Source organism: Snodgrassella sp. ESL0304 (assembly GCF_013344995.1).
Classification (GTDB): domain Bacteria; phylum Pseudomonadota; class Gammaproteobacteria; order Burkholderiales; family Neisseriaceae; genus Snodgrassella; species Snodgrassella alvi.
This window is the reverse complement of record NZ_JAAEDR010000011.1, coordinates 91,132-110,004: the sequence shown is the minus strand read 5'-3', so window position 1 is coordinate 110,004 and position 18,873 is coordinate 91,132. Positions and strand designations below refer to the sequence as shown.

Genomic DNA, 18,873 nt, shown 5'->3' with positions numbered 1-18,873 from the left:
ATCCTTTAATCAGATCATTTATGCCTCATTCCCAGAATTTTTCTGATAGATAATTTTGATTACGGCAAAAAATTATTTCAGTCAGATTTTTTCTGCTTAGCTATTTATCTGATTCATTACATAAAAAAGATTCAAAAGCAACACTCAATTTATATTCAGCATGTCCAGACTGAATAAACTACCAATAAACCAGACATTCTAATATTGTTAAATTATGTATAATACATTATTATGAATAAGGAAAATAAAAATTCCGTACACCATAAAGACAGGTATTGCTTTACTCACATAACATCGACAAAGTCAATAAATTTAACTCCCTGAACAAGAAAGGTTTAGAGTGGGAAAAATCAATTATCTCATTGAAGTTAAAAATGTTAGCAAAAAAATTAAAAACAGGAAGATTCTGGATAACATTTCTTTCAAGATTGCACCCGGTCGGATTATGGGCTTTTTAGGCCCCAATGGTGCCGGCAAAACCACTATGCTGAAAATACTCACAGGTCTGATGTTTCCCACTTCCGGAGACATTAAAATCTGTGGACACAATATACAAAAAGACTTTGAAAAAGCAGCTTTTAATCTTGGTACCATCATTGAAAATCCGGAATTCTATAATTACATGTCCGGTTTCAATAATCTGCAAATTTTTGCTGATATGAGCCGTCAGTCAATCAGTAAAGATGATTTAATGCAAACATTAACCAGAACCGGGCTTAAAGGTGCAGAACACCAAAAAGTCAAAGGCTATTCTCTGGGTATGCGCCAAAGATTAGGCGTCGCAAACGCAACTATTCATCAGCCTAAAGTATTAATTCTGGATGAACCCATGAATGGTCTTGATCCGGAAGGAATGAAAGATTTTCGTACATTGATGAAAAATTTTGTTCAGCATGGAAACAGCATTATTATTTCCAGCCACCTGCTTTCCGAGCTTCAGGAAATTGTTAATGATATTTTTATCGTTAATCAGGGCAGACAGGTCTATGCGGGAACAATGAGTGATTTTCTGGGTAAATCCAATAACATTATTCATATCGAAGTAGACGGAGATTTAGCACCGGCAGAAAAAATTCTGCTGAACAACGGGTATCAGGTTACCCGTCAGCTCAATAATCTTGAAATTGCAACTGATTCAACTGACCACGATCCGCGTGCAGAAATTGCCAGACTTCTTGTTCAACATGATATTCCCTTAATTGGTTTGAAGCTGACTCATTACTCTCTGGAAGATTCTTTTCTGCAAAGCATAAAAAACGATAATCAACAAAAGGTCAACAAATGAAATTACTAATTAATGAATGGCGTAAATACCTTAAAAACACCCGAAGTGTCATTATCATACCCATAATATTATTATTGATACTAATTATTTATTTCAGCACTATGCATTTTGTGGTCACTCATACATCACATTCAATTTCTAAAAATGATAGTAACCAAGTCTTTTTATATAGTATCACTATTTGTTACAAATTTATTAATTTTATCTCTATTATTTATGCATCTAATATTCTAAGTTCTGAAATATCCAAAGGAACAGTTAAATTTATTCTGACCCGTCCTTATCAGCGCTACAAAATATTACTGGCTAAAATTGCAGCGATTACTATATTAATGTCTGTTTTTCTGATTGTATCTGTAATTATTTGTTTATTAATACATATACTGACAATTCACCAAATACCGGAAATTAGCATCGTATTAAAGTACACTGGAATATACAGCATATTCATATTAGCCATTACAATATTTTTTACTGCTTTTGCTCTGATGCTTTCTTCCGTATTTAACAGCAGTGCACTCATAACCGGTAGCTGTATTGTGTATTATTTCTTTGCTAGTGGTCTGTGGAGACTAATCAACTTTTTCTACCTTCATTTACCTGAAGACGGATGGATATACAAATTAAGCCCATTAAATGTAAACAGCTATTTGATTGAGTTAATTTCTAAAACAGTTGATCAGTCTGTCCAGAGTGAATTTTTTATTACCTTGGCAGCCAATATTGTCTATGCATTGATTTTTTTCCTGATAGCCACATTGATATTCAGACGGCGTGATATTTCATTATCCAACTAACAGACACTAAAATTTTAAAGGTCAGGCTTCAAAATATTATTTAATAATTCAGTAATTTAAATGATATTTTCAGTCTGCCCTTTATGCTATTTTGCAATTTATCTACCTCAATCAGATTAGTATGATTGAGGTCTTTGCTTTTTACATTGGTTTATCTTGTTTTTTCTACAATACGAATTTCGTATAACAAATTATATATTTCTCAATTCTTTTTTTGTTAGTTAACCTGTCTTGAACTCAATCACTCGCTAATCGGGATTTTGTTCATGGAAGCAAAGTCTAAAGAAAATCTTGTACAGACAAAACCGAATTTAATGTTATCAGCATTATTAATCATGCTGTTAGTCGGGTCGGTTTATATCAGCCAACTTATTTTTCAAGAGATCTCTCAAAGCTATCATATCGATATTTTAGCAGCGAGAAATGTATTCAGCTTATCTTGCTTTTTTTATGCCATTTCTTTTTTTATTTATGGCCCGCTTTCGGACAAAGTTTCGACAAAGTTGTTAGTTTTAGTCGGTAGTATTGGAACTGTTTGTTGTTTATTTTTATCGGTGATTGTTGATTCTTTTACGTTGTATTTGGTCACCATGTCATTAATCGGTTTTTTCGCCGCTGCTGTTCCTGCGGCATTATTCGCTTATACAGCTAAAAACACGCCTAACCATAAGTTACCACAAGCAATGGGAATGATGATTTCAGCTTCTATTGTGGGCATGATTTTTAGCCGAAGTATAGTCGCAATGCTGACCGATCTTTGGTCTTGGCAAGTTGCATTTATTATTTATGCGGGTTTGATAACTGCAACATGTTTTTTTGTCCCTTACGGTATAAAACGCTCAATAATCCAACCTTCAGCTAATAGTGTACGGGGTACTTATCTAGCAGCAATTAAATTATTACTTGATAAAACGGTAGTTATTTTTTTATTAGTCGGCTTTTTACTATTTTTTGTTTATTTAGGATTGTCTTCATTACTTACTTTTTATTTGAAAAGTTCACCTTTTTATTTGTCTGCAACAACTTTAGGCTGGCTTAATTTTGCCGGTCTGAGTGCGGTTATTGGCACCATAATTACTGGTAAATTATCACAGATTATCAAAGAACGGTCTCTCTTAATCATCTGTTTGCTAGCTGTATGTATATCGGTTGTGACTATTGGTTATAGCTCAGCAATATATGTTATCGGATTCGGGATTTTTGCTTTGTTTTTATTTGTATTTGGCATTCAGCCATTAGTTATAGCCATGCTTAATAAAATTGTGCCAATTAATTCGCGCGGTGCGATTTCGTCTTTATATTTACTTTCGTGTTTGGCAGGAGGCAGTATTGGCACTTATCTATTAGGTATAGTTTATCAAAACATGATCTGGAGTGGAGTAATTGCCATTTGTGTTCTGTTATCAACGTTAAATCTAATCTTAGCGTTAGTTGGTATTCAACTTATTAACAATAATCATAAATAATAAAAATACAGGAATTTATTAATAAGGAAACTCGTTATGAAAAAAAATTATTATCATTCTTGATATTTATATTTTGCTGATTTATTGATGATTAAGTGTGGAAAATTTAAAATGATCAGTTCCGGGCTCAATACTCCGACAGCAATTGCCTTTGATAGTGCAGAGCTTTTGCAGACAATATTTGAGATTCTGTTATTAAATAAAATAGCTAAACGAATTCAGAAGCGAAACTGACACAACTTATTTTCAACAATATCTGTTTTCTGCTGATCCAGCCAATGCATAATTGATAATCAGCTTAGCCGATATCTATAAACCATATATTTAGTTTTCCATACGATTGTTACACCAGATTATTTGGTATTATTTCTTCATTATTAGTTTCTATAGATTTAATTAATATTTTCTCGTTAACTTTCATACTAACATTAACTATATCTTTTCTGTTATGATTCCCGACGATATCAATAATTACCTGCAGATAATTTAATTTTAGATTTGATTTTTTTTAAATCATTTCCATTAAACATTCGCATGATGTGCTTTTCCAGTCTGATTGACGAAAATATTGTCGCTTATACAGTTTAATTGCGAACGGATGCACAACAATGAATCAGGGGAAATATGTATAATCAATTACCTGCTCAGACAGAACATAATCTCGATAACTCCGCCATTTACAGCCGACATCTGCCAACAGTCCGACAATTGCAATATTTTCTGGCAGTATGTGAAGAAGGCAATTTTCGCAAAGCTGCCAGCAGACTGGGTATTAGTCAGCCTCCGTTATCAATGCAAATCAAAGAGCTGGAAGAAAAGCTGCAAACTACTTTATTAGTACGTAATACCCGCTATGTCATGCTTACTGAACAGGGAAGACAATTCAGAGACAAAGCCAGAAACTGGCTGGAAGGCTTATCTATGGCCATAACCAATGTTAATAATTATTCGACAGACAGAATAACTGTTGGCATAACTAAAATTCTGGGTTTTAATTTTATTCCGCTATTCAGCGAATTTATTAATAAATTCCAGCCAAACATCGATCTTTTGCAGCAAGACTACTCTTCAAAAGAGCTATTAGCTGAATTTAATAAAAGCAATATTGATCTGGTTATTATTTCAGATTATAAAAAAAATAATGATCAGGCAAATAGTTTATTAGTCTATCAGGAAAAACTGGTACTGGCCTTACCTGAAAACCACCCTGCCTGTTCACGGGATGAAATAGATTTAAATACAGTAACAGACTTACCTCTGTACTGGTGTAAACGGTACCAGAATCCGGGATTGTATGATCAACTGCAAAAAGTCATCAGCAACTTAACTGCTTCTCTGGTTTTACAACCGAAATTACCTAATTTCTTAACCATGCTGATGGAAATTGCCATGGGCAGAGGCATGTTATTACTTCCGGCTTCTATGGCACAGGCACATATCCCGGGAGTGGTATATAAAAAATTAACTACTGAGTATGAACAGCAACTATCAATCGATATACATCTGCTCTGGCATCAGCAGGCTGAAAATACTGTGATACAAACTATTATTGAGTATTTTAAGCACCATAATAAAGTTAATACCCCATTGTGACATGTATATTTCCGGAAGGTTGTGAAATTCAAATCATTGATATATTTTTTATATCAATGATTTTATATTTCTCTTAGCAAGATTAATTATTTACTATCACTATCAGTAATTAACAATTATCTGACCGCAGTCGAATAAAAGCATTATTTGATTAAGCGTTTCAGATATAACTAATCTGAGGATAGAAAATAATGAGCCATTCTTTACCACAACGAAAACTTGGACAAAACATTACCGTATCTGCAATGGGCTATGGAGCAATGGGTCTGAGCGAATTTTATGGTGATATGGATACAGCACATGCCCGCACAATGATGCACAAGGTTATTGATAGCGGTGTTACGCTGATTGACACAGCAGATATGTATGGTCGGGGTGAAAACGAAAAACTGATCGGTTCAGTACTGAAAACTCTGCCTGCTTCAGTACGGGCACAGCTTACTATCGCAACCAAATGCGGTATTGATAGAAACAATACTTCCGGCTATAACCGCAACATTAATAACCACCCTGAATATATTAAACAATGTTGCGATGACTCTCTGGCCAGACTCGGCATTGAGCAGATCGATTTATTTTATATTCATCGTTTAGATCCTAATGCTGCAATTGAAGATACAATGCAGACTCTGGCAGAACTGGTACAGGCAGGGAAAATAGCCCATATCGGTTTATGTGAAGTTTCTGCCCCTGTTTTGCAGCGTGCCCATGCAGTTCATCCGGTTGATGTGGTACAAACAGAATATTCGCTGTGGACACGTCATATAGAAGATGATTCAGTGCTGTCATTACTGAAAGAATTAAATATCGGTCTTGTACCCTACTCACCTCTCGGGCGCGGTTTTCTGACCGGTAAAATCCAGAATAAAAATGAATTGGCTGAAAATGATTTCCGCCGTACCAACCCACGTTTTCAGGATGATAATCTGGAACATAACAAACGTTTGCTTCAGGCATTAGAACCCATGACTGTTAAATATAATTGCACTATGGGTCAAATCGCACTGGCCTGGCTGCTCGCTCAATGGGAACATATTGTACCGATACCGGGAACCAAAAGTGAAAAATACCTGAATGAAAATAATCAGGCTTGCCAGTTAAAACTGGATACAGCAGATATTCAGATATTGAACGATCTGAAAAATCATATCAATATTCAGGGAGAACGCTATACACCGGAAGGCATGAAAGGAATTTTCTGATCAGATAGATAGAATAAGCGTTGCCGTTCATACAGATAACTCCCGCAGCTTGTTAAGCTGCGGGAGTTATCTATTATTCATGGCTGACAATAACTAATGATTTAATTGCCTGACGCTGATCCATAGCCTGATAGGCAGCCTGAATATCGGTTAAATCAAACCGATGGGTAAATACTTTCCCCGGCTGAATTTCTTCATTTAATACAGCTTGCAGTAATAAATTTTTATCATAAGTGGTGACACTGGCAATACCGCCGCGTAATCCGATATTCCGCCAGAAAACATCGCTGGTTTTAATTTCTGTGTCATGCTGTATACCAACACAACCAACAATTGCTCCGGGACGGGCTACTGCAACTGCTGTTTGCAGTGATTGCTGAGTTCCCACACATTCCAATACTGCATCAGCACCAGCCTGCCGGGTAAGCGACAACACTTTTTCTACCGCTTCATCGCCACGCTCAGGCACAATATCAGTTGCTCCGAACTCCTCTGCCAGTTTTGCCCGGTCAGGATGGCGGCTCATTGCAATAATTCGTTCAGCGCCGCGCAGTTTCGCCGCGATGACTCCGCACAGCCCAACCGCTCCATCACCCATCACCACTACCGTATCTCCCGGCTTTACTTCAGCACTGGCAGCAGCATGATAACCGGTAGCCATAACATCGGCCAAGGTAAGTAACGAATTCAAAACAGCATCTGAATAATCCTGCGGATGACCGGGAATTTTCACCAAAGCCCAGTCTGCATTAGTAAAGCGCAGATATTCACCCTGATACCCGCCGTTGCGCTCATCTTCTTTATTCTGACAATTACCATCAAAACCTGCTTTACAGGCTGCACAATGACCACAACCATGTGTAAACGGTACAATAACAAAATCACCATTACGGACATGAGTTACTGCGCTGCCGGTAGCTTCAACAACACCAATAGCTTCATGGCCGACAATTCGTTCCGGCTCACAGGTACTGATTCCGCGATACCACCATAAATCAGAACCGCAAACACAGGCACGAACAATGCGGATAATGGCATCAGTAGGTTTCTGAATAACCGGCTTTTTCATTTCCCGTATAGCTACTTTTCCGGGTTCAACGAATACTGCTACTTTCATAGTTATTTTCCCAGATTACTGTGATTTACCTGTTTCTGACAGCCAAATCACTTTATATAACATAGTGAATCAGTACTATTCAGATTAAGCCGGAAGGAGCCAAAGAATTTTTCCAGCTTTTTCTGTATTGTTTAGCAATAACTCTTTGCTATCATTATTTTTTTCATTAAAAAATATTAAGACAAGATTATTTTACGCTATTTACTGAGTTTTTCATCAAGCAATGCACAGTAGCAACCGGTTTGGTCATAACCTATATTATTTATTCGTTATTTCATAACGTTAGCTATTTTTATACATTTAATGGTGTTCAGTTATTTGATACTGTGATTCCGTTTACTCTTTCAGGCTCTTCTGACAGTAAAGGGGATAAGTCAGTTTGACAGGCATTGTATCTATGCCTGGATTCAAGTGGTTATGTAAACCGGCAAAATAAAATGACAGAATGCTTTTGGTTTAATTATCATTTACCAATGGTACAAATAAAGTCTGTTGCACACAGGTTTCCTGAAAACCTTCAGCAGTTTTGTCGATTACCCATAAAAACTGCACCCCGCCTTCATCCAGAGGTAAAACCATACGCCCGCCAATTGAAAGTTGCTGTAATAAAGGCAAAGGCACCTCTTTCGGCGCAGCTGTCAGTATAATGCCATCAAAAGGTGCTTCCTGCGGCAAACCCAGATAACCATCTCCACAGACCAGCCGTGCATGAGCCAGTAAACGTACTGCACGTAAATTCTGTTTGGCACGCTCATGTAACGGACGCAAACGCTCTATTGAGTAAATTTCACGTAAACCCAGTGCCTGTAAAATAGCTGTCTGATAACCGCAACCGGTACCGATTTCCAGTATCCGCAGATTATTTTGTATTGGCCGTCTGGCAAACAATAACTGCGTCATGACTGCGACCGTATATGGCTGGGAAATAGTTTGCCCTAAACCCAGCGGCAGAGACATATCATCATAAGCATGAGAGCGCAAAGCCTCTTCAACGAATACATGCCGCGGCACAGCAGACATAGCAGACAATACTTCAGCACGGGTAATACCCATTTGTTTCAGCCGCTCTACCATTCGTGCACGCCGGAATTCATATCCGGTCCAGCTTACGCCCTGTCCCACTTCTGTCACCATTGTATGTCGTGTAAAAATGTACTGACTGCACCCATTTGCTGATAATTAGTTAAGTCCAGCGATAATGGCGTAATGGTAATAAAACCTGCTTCGTTATCACTAAAATCGGTTTCCTGCCAGCGAGTATCAGCGGCACCTACGCCACCAATCCAATACAGGGTTTCGCCGCGAGGACTGCTATACGGCACGATACACTGATCATGGTGTCGGCGCCCCAGTTTAGCCACACGATAGCCCTGCACTGATTCTGCTTTTACAGCCGGAATATTAACATTCCATAAAACTGGTTCAGCCGGCGGCTGTACACATACTTTTTCCAGAATAGTCATGACGGCTTTTTCAGCCGTTGCCCAATACTCACCGCTGCGATCATTAATTGAAAATGCCAGTGCGGGTATACCCATCAGAAAGGCTTCAGTAGCCGCAGCCACTGTACCGGAATACAGCACATCATCACCCATATTGGCACCATGATTAATACCGGACAAAACCAAATCAGGTTTAAAGTCAGTCATGGTATGCATAGCTACATGGATACAGTCAGTTGGCGTGCCATTAACATAATAAAAACCGTTTGCGGCTTTTTTAATCGACAGAGGCCGGTTCAGAGTAAATGAATTGCTTACGCCGCTCTGATCACTTTCCGGAGCAACAACTCTTATTTCAGCAAATTTAGATGCTACCTGTGCCAGTAAAGCAATCCCATCTGATAAATAACCGTCATCATTACAAATTAAAATTTTCATAACCATCCCATTTAAAACTTCAAAACCTTTATTCTGCTAACGCTGCTGCTCTTTACACTTTTTATCCGGCCGTGAGCAGCCAATCAGATTAAAGATTAAGCGTGTAAATCTCAGAACAAACTTTTATTTTAAATGAATAAAAAACCATTATTTCCGATAATGACTGATAATTTCATTGATTTACTATCTGCTATATGAAAATATGCTGATATTCACTCTCAAATTTTGTCTGACCTTCAGCAGTCAGAACTGGTGCTGTAGGCTCTGATTATAAGTGTTTACCCATATTCTGACAGCTAATATCTATAACGATTCTGCCATTATCAGCATACTACACCCATTCAAAGAGTTATATGTTCCGATGATTCGCTAAGATAAGCTAATCATCCTAAATAAAAAACGAACCGGAACGATTCGTTTTTTATTGAAACCTGCCTGCGCGAATATCAAACAGCTACTGCCCTGCTTTTACCTGCTGGAACAGGCGCACAGCCAGACGCACAGCATCCTGTGATTTCGGTGATACGATAAAACTCTTATCCAGTACTTCCTGAGTGGGAAATATGCTGGGGTCGCTACTAATTTCACTTCTCATCAGTGCTCGTGCCGGTTTACTGGCTGGTGCAAAAGTCACATAATTACCATTTTTCGCTGCAACTTTAGGTTCGAGTGTGTAATTGATGTATTTCAGAGCATTGGCTACATTCTGGGCATCTTTAGGAATCATAAACGAATCAACCCAGATTCCAACCCCTTCTTTCGGTGCCAGCACCTGTAAATGCACGCCACTTTTAGCATCCTCAGCACGTTTTTTAGCGATGTTTAAATCACCACCGTAACCGGTAGCCACACACAGATCACCGCGAGCCATATCATCAATATAGCCTGATGAGCTAAAACGTTTTACATCATTACGTACGGATTTAATCAGATTGGTTGCAGCACGGATATCATCCGGTTCACTGCTGTTCGGGTCTTTGCCTAAATAATGCAAAGCCAGCGGATACAGCTCTGTAGGGCTGTCAAACAGAGAAATACCGCAATTTTTCAGTTTATGCGTATATTCCGGATTAAATACCAGATCCCAGAGATTATCCGGTAATTTGCCATCAAGTGCTTTCTCTACCATAGCGGTATTGATACCGATAGTATTAATACCCCAGAAATAAGGCACTGCATATTTATTACCCGGATCTACCTTATCCATCATTTTCAACAGATTCGGGTCGATATTATTGTAATAGGACAGCTGGCTTTTATCTACAGGCCGGTAAGCACCGGCTTTAATTTCCCGGCCGACATTGGCAATGGATGGTACAACCAGATCATAGCCGGAACGACCAATCAGAATTTTGGCCTCCAATGTTTCGTTACTATCATAATAATCGTAACGAACCTTGATATTATTTTCTTTTTCAAAACTTTTTACTGTATCGGGATCAACATAGTCAGACCAGTTATAGATATTAAGCTGGTCAGTTGGATTCATGACTCCGTTATTGGAAGCAGCATCTTTATTTGCTGTACCGGCATCCGAGCAGGCAACTATCAGCAAGCTTACGATAGCTGACAATACCAGTAATTTTTTCATACACGATTTCCAATTTGTATGCCCCGTTATAACGGGAGGAAGCAAGTATCTATGACGTGCACCAGCACAGCCACCACTAAACCGACATTAAACTGTGAAATACCGTACCATGCAAGAGCATTTGGCAAATTATTACAGAGTTTATAACCACTCAGAACACAAATAGTAATACATACTCAGAAAATCATCCGAAAAAACCAGAATAAGCCTCCGGCCAGCAGAATGGAAACCGGCAGAGTAAGCACCCATGCCATCACCAGATTACGAATTGTGGATTTTTGCAGGCCACTTTTATTGGCAGCCATCGTACCGGCTATACCGGAAGTCAGTACATGTGTTGTGCTTACTGGCAGACCAAAGCGATCAGCAGCAAAAATCAGCGCGGCCGTTACCAATTCCGCAGAAGCACCCTGTGCATAGGACAAATGGGTTTTGCCGATTTTTTCACCCACTGTTACCACAATCCGTTTCCAGCCAACCAGTGTACCCAGTCCGAGTGCCAGTGCAACCAGTACCTTTACCCAAACCGGAATATACTTAGTGGCATGATCAATTGACGTGTGATATGTCTTTAAACTGTCCATCTGTACCTGATTAAGACTGTATTGATGAACCAGGGCATTTTTTTGCAACAAGGTCATTGATTCAGACACCAGATACATATCGTTGCGGATATTACCTACCTGTTCAGGCGGTAAATTACGCAGACTGTCGCTTTTACTCACATCATGCGCCACAATTTCTACCAACTGTGCCAGTGCGTCCAGTTGTTCCGGCGTACCCTGTTTATTTTCCACTAAAGCCGTTACCTGTGCCCGCACATCTGTACCTTGTTGCAACACGAAGCCCGCTGGCAGCAAATCATGGATGGTTTTCTGTGCAGCCACTGAATGAGCTGAAAATTTTGCCCATTCTTCCTTGGGTACAGTATGGTTAAGAGCATACGCCATGGGCACGGTACCAATCAGAATCAGCATAATCAGACCCATACCCTTTTGTCCGTCATTTGAGCCATGAGCAAAACTTACTGTAGTACAGGTAAAAATCAGCAGCAGACGAATCGGCCAGGGTGGTGGCATATCATTTTCCGGTGCTTTATATAAAGCAGGGATACGCAACAATTTTTTAGACAGAATCAACAGCAAAGCAGCCAGAATAAAACCGAGCAACGGCGAAAATAATAACGATTCACCAACATTAATTACCTGATTCCAGCTTACACCACTGGTTCCCTGATGTGCCGACATCAGCTGATTAGCCACCCCTACACCGATAATTGAACCAATCAGGGTATGCGAGCTGGAAGCCGGTAAACCGAGCCACCATGTGCTCAGATTCCAGATAATGGCTGCTGAGAGCAAAGCAAAAATCATCGCGTAGCCAACATCACTGCCCATATGCAGAATCAGCTCCACCGGCAGTAAAGAAATCACACCATAAGCCACGGCACCGGTAGACAGCATTACCCCGAGAAAATTGAACGTTCCGGACCAGATTACCGCAGTATTAGGTTTAAGCGAACGTGTATAGATAACACTGGCCACTGCATTAGCGGTGTCATGAAAACCATTCACAAACTCAAACGCCAGCGCAATCAGAAGTGCCACTGTTAATAAGGCATATACCAGCAATGAAGAAGTGGGAATTCCCTGCAAATCATGATAAATACAAACGCCAGCATAGGCCAGACCGCCCATTAGTATCAGCAGGAATAAAATTTTACTTACTTTACTGGTTTTACTAGATGCAGACATAATTGCCCCAGACGACGAAGCCGCAGACGAAGCAGACACAGCTTTCTCCCTAATTTTAGGAATTATCCTGACTTATTGTAAAAGACCAACATGACAACTTTGTGACAAACACAATTTTATTGCCAGTGCCGGAATTCTCCTTATGACCCAAATTTGGCTGATATAAGACAATCGGTATACAAACAGCTGCATTTCTGCGCCAGCACAACATTCATATTATTCTTGCCGTACAGTAATCAATTACTGTACATCTATTATTCTGCTGTATCAGTATACAGACAGTAATTAAACTCTGCTATCACTAGCATACATCAAATTAACAATATAGTTATAAATCACCTGATCAAACCAGCCCATAATTAAAAATAATCTGCTTTCTCAGATACTAAAATCTAATAAAATAAATAATTAATATATTATCATTGAAAATTTATCTTCTGGTTGAGCAGAAAAAAGACTTATTCAGCCGCATCGGCTTTAATTACAAAGATTAAAATATAATATACAAACATTGACGTTAACATTTTTATTTTTTTAAAATAACAGCCTGCAAGGCATCATGTGTTAGTTAGCATTAAAAAATTAATAGTACTCAGCATTTTCAAAAACGCACATACCAATCAACTTATCACACACAGACTCATACATTGAGGAGAAATATATGCACCAATGGGTACAAAGTTACTCGGCATTAGGTAACAGCATTTATCTCACATTGCTGGCAGCCCTTTTACCAATTATATTTTTTTTTGCAGCACTCACTGTTTTGCGCATGAAAGGCCACGTTGCCGGAGCCATTACGCTGATTCTGTCGATTATCGTGGCTGTTGCCGCATATAAAATGCCGGTTGCTCTCGCCCTGTCCTCAGCCTTGTATGGTTTCTTTTATGGTCTGTGGCCAATTGCCTGGATTATTATTACCGCTGTTTTTCTCTATAATCTTACGGTTAAAAGCGGGCAGTTTGACATCATTCGCTCATCTATTCTGTCCATTACTAAAGATCAGCGTTTGCAATTGCTGCTGATTGGTTTTTGCTTTGGTTCTTTTCTGGAAGGTGCAGCCGGATTTGGTGCACCTGTTGCCATCAGTGCAGCACTACTCGTAGGTCTTGGTTTCAAACCATTATATGCAGCCGGCCTGTGTCTGATTGCCGATACTGCACCAGTAGCATTCGGCGCACTGGGCATTCCGATTCTGGTTGGCGGACAAGTATCAGGTATTGACCCATTTCATATCGGCCAGCTTGCCGGCCGGCAGTTACCTATGATGTCTGTCGTTATTCCGTTTTATCTGATATTCATCATGGACGGGATGCGCGGTATTCGTCAGACATGGCCTGCTTTACTGGTTTCCGGTGTTTCTTTTGCCGCTACCCAGTTCATCACAGCCAATTTTGTCGGGCCTGAATTGCCGGATGTTACATCTGCCCTGGTTAGTATGGTGTGTCTGGCACTGTTTCTTCGGGTCTGGCAGCCGAAACAGATATTTACGTTCAGCGGCATGCAGCAGCCTGAAAAACAACGCAGTACTTCAGAATACTGCGCCAAACAAATTGCCCTGGCCTGGTCGCCTTTCATTATTCTGACCATTTGTGTTGCGGTCTGGACAATCAAACCGCTGCAAGAATGGTTTAACTCATTCAGCCTGATTAAAATTCAATGGCCGTGGCTTGATAATCTGGTGATTAAAACCGCACCTATCGTAACGGAAAACACCCCTATCGCAGCCGAATTTAAACTTAATCTGTTAGGAGCAGTGGGCACATCCATACTGCTGGCTGCCATTATTTCCATATTGCTATTAAAAATAAAACCACGTCTGGCTGTCGATACATTCAAACATACTCTGTACGACTTACGCTATCCGGTACTGTCTATCGGATTAGTACTGGCTTTTGCATACGTGGTTAATTATTCCGGTCTTTCCTCCACTCTGGCTCTGGCACTGGCTGATACCGGCAAAGCATTTCCGTTTTTCTCACCATTCCTTGGCTGGGTAGGCGTTTTCCTCACCGGTTCAGACACATCTGCCAATGCTCTGTTTGGCGCCCTGCAGGCTAATACTGCTATGCAGGTAGGTATGGATCCTGTACTGGCTGTAGCAGTTAACTCAGTTGGTGGTGTAACCGGTAAAATGATTTCACCGCAGTCTATTGCCATTGCCTGCGCTGCTGTAGGCCTGGCCGGTAAAGAATCAGATCTGTTCCGCTTTACCGTACGTCATAGCCTGCTTTTCTGTGTAATCGCCGGCTTATTTACCGTCGTACAAACTTATCTGTTACCGTGGACACTCATCCTGTTCTGATTTATTTCTAAACCAAAAGCCCGCTCTCCTGAGCGGGCTTTTGGTTTCCGGTAACAGCAATAACCAGGATACTAACCACCGGTTTTGGCCATAATGCGCACAATTTTATCCGGTTTCTCATTGAATTCATGTTTTTCCGGTTTTAAATCCACTGCCTGCTGAATTGCCTGCTCCAGCAGAGCATCAGAACAATTTGCCATTAATAAAGGTTTTAATGCCATACTCTGTTCCTGCCCCAGACACAAATACAATGTCCCATCAACAGACATACGTACCCGGTTACAGGTGGCACAGAAATGCTGGGAACGTGGTGTAATCAATCCTAAAGTAAATCGGCCATCCGCACTTCCCCAGTATTTAGCTGGCCCGCCGCCATAGACACGTTTACTTTCATGCAACTGATACTTCGGGCGCAGATTTTCAATCAGTTCCAGTAAATTAAAATAATCCAGTCCGCGGGCGCTTACACCCATCGGCATTACTTCAATCAGGCGCAGAATAAAGCCATTGGCAATACAGAACGCCACCATATCCTCTATATCACCGGTATTAACCCCCGGCAGCGGCACCATATTAATTTTAATCTGCTCAAAGCCTGCATCGCGTGCCGTCTGAAGACTATTTATTACCTTATCAAAGCTATCCTTACCGGAAATTTCCTGTACACATTCACGCCGCAGTGAATCCAGACTCACATTCAGCCGGTTTAGTCCCGCTTTGCGTAAATCATAAGCAAACCTGTCCAGTTGTGTGCCATTGGTGGTTAACGACAAATCTGAAACCCCGGGCAATGCCGCCAGCCGTGCAACCAGATCGGGCAGATTTTTGCGCAATAGCGGTTCGCCGCCAGTTAAACGGAAACGTGACACGCCCATACGGGCAAATGCGCCGGCAACACGCTCAATCTCAGCAAACGACAGCCAGTTGACCGGTTTTTCAAACTCTGTGAATCCCTGCGGAATACAATAAGTACAGCGCAAATCACATTTATCCGTTACCGAAATTCGTAAATAATCAATACGTCTGTTGAAGCGGTCAATCAGCATGAGATAGGTAAAAGCCTGTTATCAGAAAAAATTTCAGAATAAGGCAAATGATTGGAATGATTAAGAAAAGAACGGCATTTTATCCTAAATTATTACTTAAATCCAATAGCATTGGCAGCAGCTATCTGCCACAAAAAGAAAAAACACGGCATAATAACCGATTATTGGTTTAACTATGTCTTTATCATGATTACGGTTATTTATCTGGCACGATTTGCCGAAGAACTGGGCATGGCACAGGAAGAGCTTGCATGCAGTTTTGATGACAGCGATACCCTGCTCGCCTATCTGCGGCAGCGCGGAATACCGTTCTCCGAGGTACTGGCCGAGGGAAAAGTATATAAAATTGCTGTAAATAATATTATTCAGCATGGCAACACAGCCATTAGAGACGGAGACAGCATCGCACTGCTACCACCAGTAACCGGAGGTTAAAATGCAGACACGCATACAAATACAGACAGAAGACTTCAACCTCAGTCAGGAACTGGCACTGGCTGAAAAAAATGCGCCGGATTGCGGAGCTGTAGTCAGTTTTATTGGTAAAGTGCGCGGCAACGATAACCCGCAGCAACCACTGAGTCATCTGTATCTCACTCATATGCCGGAAGTAACCGAGCATGAAATCAGCAAAATTATCACCCGTGCCGGCGAACGCTGGTCTTTACCCTACGCCTGCGTCATTCATCGTGTGGGTGAATTACCAGTAGGCGCACAAATAGTACTGGTACTTACTGCCAGCGGCCATCGCGAACATGCTTATCAGGCCAATCATTTTATTATGGACTACCTCAAAACCGAAGCACCATTCTGGAAAAAAGAATGTTTTGCCAATGGTCAGCAGCACTGGGTAGAAATGAAACATACAGACCGGCTGCGCACACAGTCATGGGAATAAATACAAAGCTCGGGCTGATTATTCTGGCCGGCGGACTCGGTACCCGTGTAGGTGGTGCCAATAAAGCCCTGCTCACATTAAATGGTCAGCCATTGCTGGAACATATTCTGCATCAGCTTGGTCACTGCAGCGAGCACATTATTATCAGTGCCAACCGGGATATTGCCCGAATAGAAAAATACGGCTATCCCGTATATTCTGATCTGCCGGCCTATAGCGGGATGGGACCACTTGCCGGTATCATCAGTGCTGCACAACATTTACCGGAAACTATTGAATATCTGCAAATAGTACCGTGTGACCTGCCATTACTCAACACCGATATCATTGCCGGTTTGTATCAGAAACTATCCGGCCAGCCTGAACTTGACATTGTTTGCGCCGCAGATTCTTTCACTCTGCACCCTGTCGTTTGTCAGATGCGGCGTCGTCACTTACAGCATATCCGGCAACAGCTTAACAGTACCGGCAAACACAGTGTCCGCTCCGTCATTCTGCCTTACCGGCATGCTATCGTTACCTTTGCTGACAATATTCCGTTTACCAACTATAACAGCAGCGCAATGTTTACCAGTATGCGCAGCGGAGAAACAACCTTATGATGGATTTTTACCAAGGGCAGGAAGCCCTGTTGCAACAGGCAAGCCGCATAGTCGAAACTGAAACCGTACCGCTTAATCAGGCTGCCGGGCGCATTCTCGCCCAAAGCATTATTGCTACTACAGACTCTCCCGCATTCGACAACAGCGCTATGGATGGCTATGCGATATGCGGACTCGATTGCTCTGAATGGCAACTAACCGATACAGCCGCAGCAGGAGATACACGACAGCTAACCCTGCAACACGGTCAGGCTATGCGTATCTACACTGGTGCCGGAATTCCGGTAAATACTGATGCAGTAATTATGCAGGAGAACACCTGCGTTGAAGGACTCACCCTCAGCTGCACCAGCACACCCGTTGCCAATGAAAATATTCGCCGTCAGGGCGAAGAGCTGAAACAAGGGGCAACTTTACTGGAAAAAGGTGCATTACTTAATGCTCAGGCAATCGGACTGGCCGCCTCACAGGGATTCAGTGAACTACAGGTTTACCAAAAACTGCGTGTAAGCGTATTTACCACCGGTGATGAACTGGTAAGCGGCAATAGCCAGTTACAGCAACATCAGATATATGATAGTAATCGCCCCATGTTGCTGGCCTGTCTTCAAACTTACACATTTATTGAAATCATTGACGGCGGTATTCTGCCGGATAATCTCGATATCATCACCGAAACCCTTTCCAAAGCCGCCACCAGCAGCCACAGCATTATTATTTCCGGTGGTGCTTCTGTAGGTGATCGTGATCTGGTTAAACCGGCACTGCAACAATTAGGCAGTATAGAACACTGGAAACTGGCGATAAAACCGGGTAAACCCTTTGGCTGGGGCTGTATCGGTGAATGCCGCGTCATGCTTCTGCCCGGCAATCCGGTAGCCAGCTTTGTTACCTTCAAACTGCTTGGACTACCGGCACTGCAAACAGCCGCCGGGCGTCATATTCTGCAAGCACTACCCGAATGCTATCAGGCCAAAGCTGCTTTCAGCATAACCCCGAACCGGCAAAAACGACGCGAATTCCTGCGCGGAACCTTGCGCTTTACCAATAATGGTCCGGAGGTTATTCCATTAAATAAACAGGGTTCACATATGCTTTCCGGTTGCGTGAATGCACAGGTATTAATCGATATTCCTGCACAAACTGATATTCAGCAAGGACAGTGGCTGACAGTTTATCCGATATAAAAAATAAATTATTTAGCAAAAATAAGGCCGGAAAAAGCAAGAGAGCTTTTTCCGGCTTTCATATAATCAGGATTTTTCTGATTTTATTATCTGATTAGCCAAATAATCTGATAACCCGAGCAGAATTTCAATTTGCTAATGGCCGACTAT

At 41.2% G+C, this 18,873-nt stretch carries 16 protein-coding genes; 10 read left to right on the top strand and 6 right to left on the bottom strand.

Going from position 1 to position 18,873, the window contains the following annotated elements; genetic code table 11:
• Nucleotides 1-340: 340 nt before the first annotated feature.
• The 5 genes from GYX91_RS03045 (at nucleotide 341) to GYX91_RS03025 (ending at nucleotide 6,343) form a co-directional block, all read left to right on the top strand.
• Nucleotides 341-1,285, top strand: a complete 945-nt coding sequence (locus GYX91_RS03045; RefSeq protein WP_084551808.1) for an ABC transporter ATP-binding protein — start codon at nucleotides 341-343, stop codon at nucleotides 1,283-1,285.
• Nucleotides 1,282-2,082, top strand: coding sequence for an ABC transporter permease subunit (locus tag GYX91_RS11215; RefSeq protein ID WP_037393524.1), 801 nt, complete (start codon nucleotides 1,282-1,284; stop codon nucleotides 2,080-2,082). The genes GYX91_RS03045 and GYX91_RS11215 overlap by 4 nt, the downstream gene beginning before the upstream one ends.
• A gap of 266 nt (nucleotides 2,083-2,348) precedes the next feature.
• Nucleotides 2,349-3,548, top strand: coding sequence for an MFS transporter (locus GYX91_RS03035; protein ID WP_174829918.1), 1,200 nt, complete (start codon nucleotides 2,349-2,351; stop codon nucleotides 3,546-3,548).
• Nucleotides 3,549-4,172: 624 nt separating this feature from the next.
• A complete protein-coding gene (locus tag GYX91_RS03030) occupies nucleotides 4,173-5,141 on the top strand; it encodes a LysR family transcriptional regulator (protein WP_174829917.1) in 969 nt (322 codons plus the stop codon).
• Nucleotides 5,142-5,332: 191 nt separating this feature from the next.
• Nucleotides 5,333-6,343: an aldo/keto reductase gene (locus GYX91_RS03025; RefSeq protein WP_174829916.1), complete on the top strand. Its 1,011-nt coding sequence runs from the start codon at nucleotides 5,333-5,335 to the stop codon at nucleotides 6,341-6,343.
• Between the two features lie 73 nt (nucleotides 6,344-6,416).
• Here GYX91_RS03025 and GYX91_RS03020 read toward each other — a convergent pair whose 3' ends face one another.
• The 5 genes from GYX91_RS03020 to GYX91_RS03000 all read right to left on the bottom strand — a co-directional run bounded on the left by GYX91_RS03020 (nucleotide 6,417) and on the right by GYX91_RS03000 (nucleotide 12,685).
• A complete protein-coding gene (locus GYX91_RS03020) occupies nucleotides 6,417-7,460 on the bottom strand; it encodes a zinc-dependent alcohol dehydrogenase family protein (RefSeq protein ID WP_174829915.1) in 1,044 nt (347 codons plus the stop codon).
• Nucleotides 7,461-7,916: 456 nt separating this feature from the next.
• Nucleotides 7,917-8,594: a protein-L-isoaspartate(D-aspartate) O-methyltransferase gene (locus GYX91_RS03015; protein ID WP_037393534.1), complete on the bottom strand. Its 678-nt coding sequence runs from the start codon at nucleotides 8,592-8,594 to the stop codon at nucleotides 7,917-7,919.
• A complete protein-coding gene (gene surE / locus GYX91_RS03010) occupies nucleotides 8,588-9,340 on the bottom strand; it encodes a 5'/3'-nucleotidase SurE (protein WP_037393579.1) in 753 nt (250 codons plus the stop codon). Before surE ends, GYX91_RS03015 begins: the two co-directional genes overlap by 7 nt.
• A 454-nt stretch (nucleotides 9,341-9,794) precedes the next feature.
• The gene (locus tag GYX91_RS03005) at nucleotides 9,795-10,931 is read right to left on the bottom strand and encodes a polyamine ABC transporter substrate-binding protein (RefSeq protein ID WP_174829914.1); all 1,137 of its coding nucleotides are present in this window, start codon (nucleotides 10,929-10,931) and stop codon (nucleotides 9,795-9,797) included.
• A 176-nt stretch (nucleotides 10,932-11,107) separates the two neighbouring features.
• Nucleotides 11,108-12,685, bottom strand: coding sequence for an inorganic phosphate transporter (locus GYX91_RS03000; protein WP_084587202.1), 1,578 nt, complete (start codon nucleotides 12,683-12,685; stop codon nucleotides 11,108-11,110).
• 661 nt (nucleotides 12,686-13,346) lie between these two features.
• Between GYX91_RS03000 and GYX91_RS02995 the strand changes: the two genes are divergently transcribed.
• Entirely contained in the window at nucleotides 13,347-14,990 is a 1,644-nt protein-coding gene (locus tag GYX91_RS02995; RefSeq protein ID WP_078475079.1) for a lactate permease LctP family transporter, read from the top strand.
• A gap of 71 nt (nucleotides 14,991-15,061) precedes the next feature.
• Here the strand turns inward: GYX91_RS02995 and moaA are convergent, their stop codons facing one another.
• Nucleotides 15,062-16,036: a GTP 3',8-cyclase MoaA gene (gene moaA, locus GYX91_RS02990; RefSeq protein WP_078475080.1), complete on the bottom strand. Its 975-nt coding sequence runs from the start codon at nucleotides 16,034-16,036 to the stop codon at nucleotides 15,062-15,064.
• A 186-nt stretch (nucleotides 16,037-16,222) separates the two neighbouring features.
• On the opposite strand from moaA, the gene GYX91_RS02985 reads away from it, so the two are divergent.
• From GYX91_RS02985 to glp, 4 genes are read left to right on the top strand one after another with little or no spacing between them, the layout of a single operon-like run.
• Nucleotides 16,223-16,471: a MoaD/ThiS family protein gene (locus GYX91_RS02985; RefSeq protein WP_174829913.1), complete on the top strand. Its 249-nt coding sequence runs from the start codon at nucleotides 16,223-16,225 to the stop codon at nucleotides 16,469-16,471.
• A gap of 1 nt (nucleotide 16,472) precedes the next feature.
• Nucleotides 16,473-16,934 carry a molybdenum cofactor biosynthesis protein MoaE gene (locus tag GYX91_RS02980; protein ID WP_174829912.1) on the top strand — a complete coding sequence of 154 codons (462 nt, stop codon included), beginning with the start codon at nucleotides 16,473-16,475 and terminating at the stop codon, nucleotides 16,932-16,934.
• Nucleotides 16,925-17,536: a molybdenum cofactor guanylyltransferase gene (locus tag GYX91_RS02975; RefSeq protein WP_174829911.1), complete on the top strand. Its 612-nt coding sequence runs from the start codon at nucleotides 16,925-16,927 to the stop codon at nucleotides 17,534-17,536. Before GYX91_RS02980 ends, GYX91_RS02975 begins: the two co-directional genes overlap by 10 nt.
• On the top strand, nucleotides 17,533-18,723 hold the full coding sequence (gene glp, locus GYX91_RS02970) for a gephyrin-like molybdotransferase Glp (protein ID WP_174829910.1): 1,191 nt from the start codon (nucleotides 17,533-17,535) through the stop codon (nucleotides 18,721-18,723). Before GYX91_RS02975 ends, glp begins: the two co-directional genes overlap by 4 nt.
• Nucleotides 18,724-18,873 lie beyond the last annotated feature (150 nt).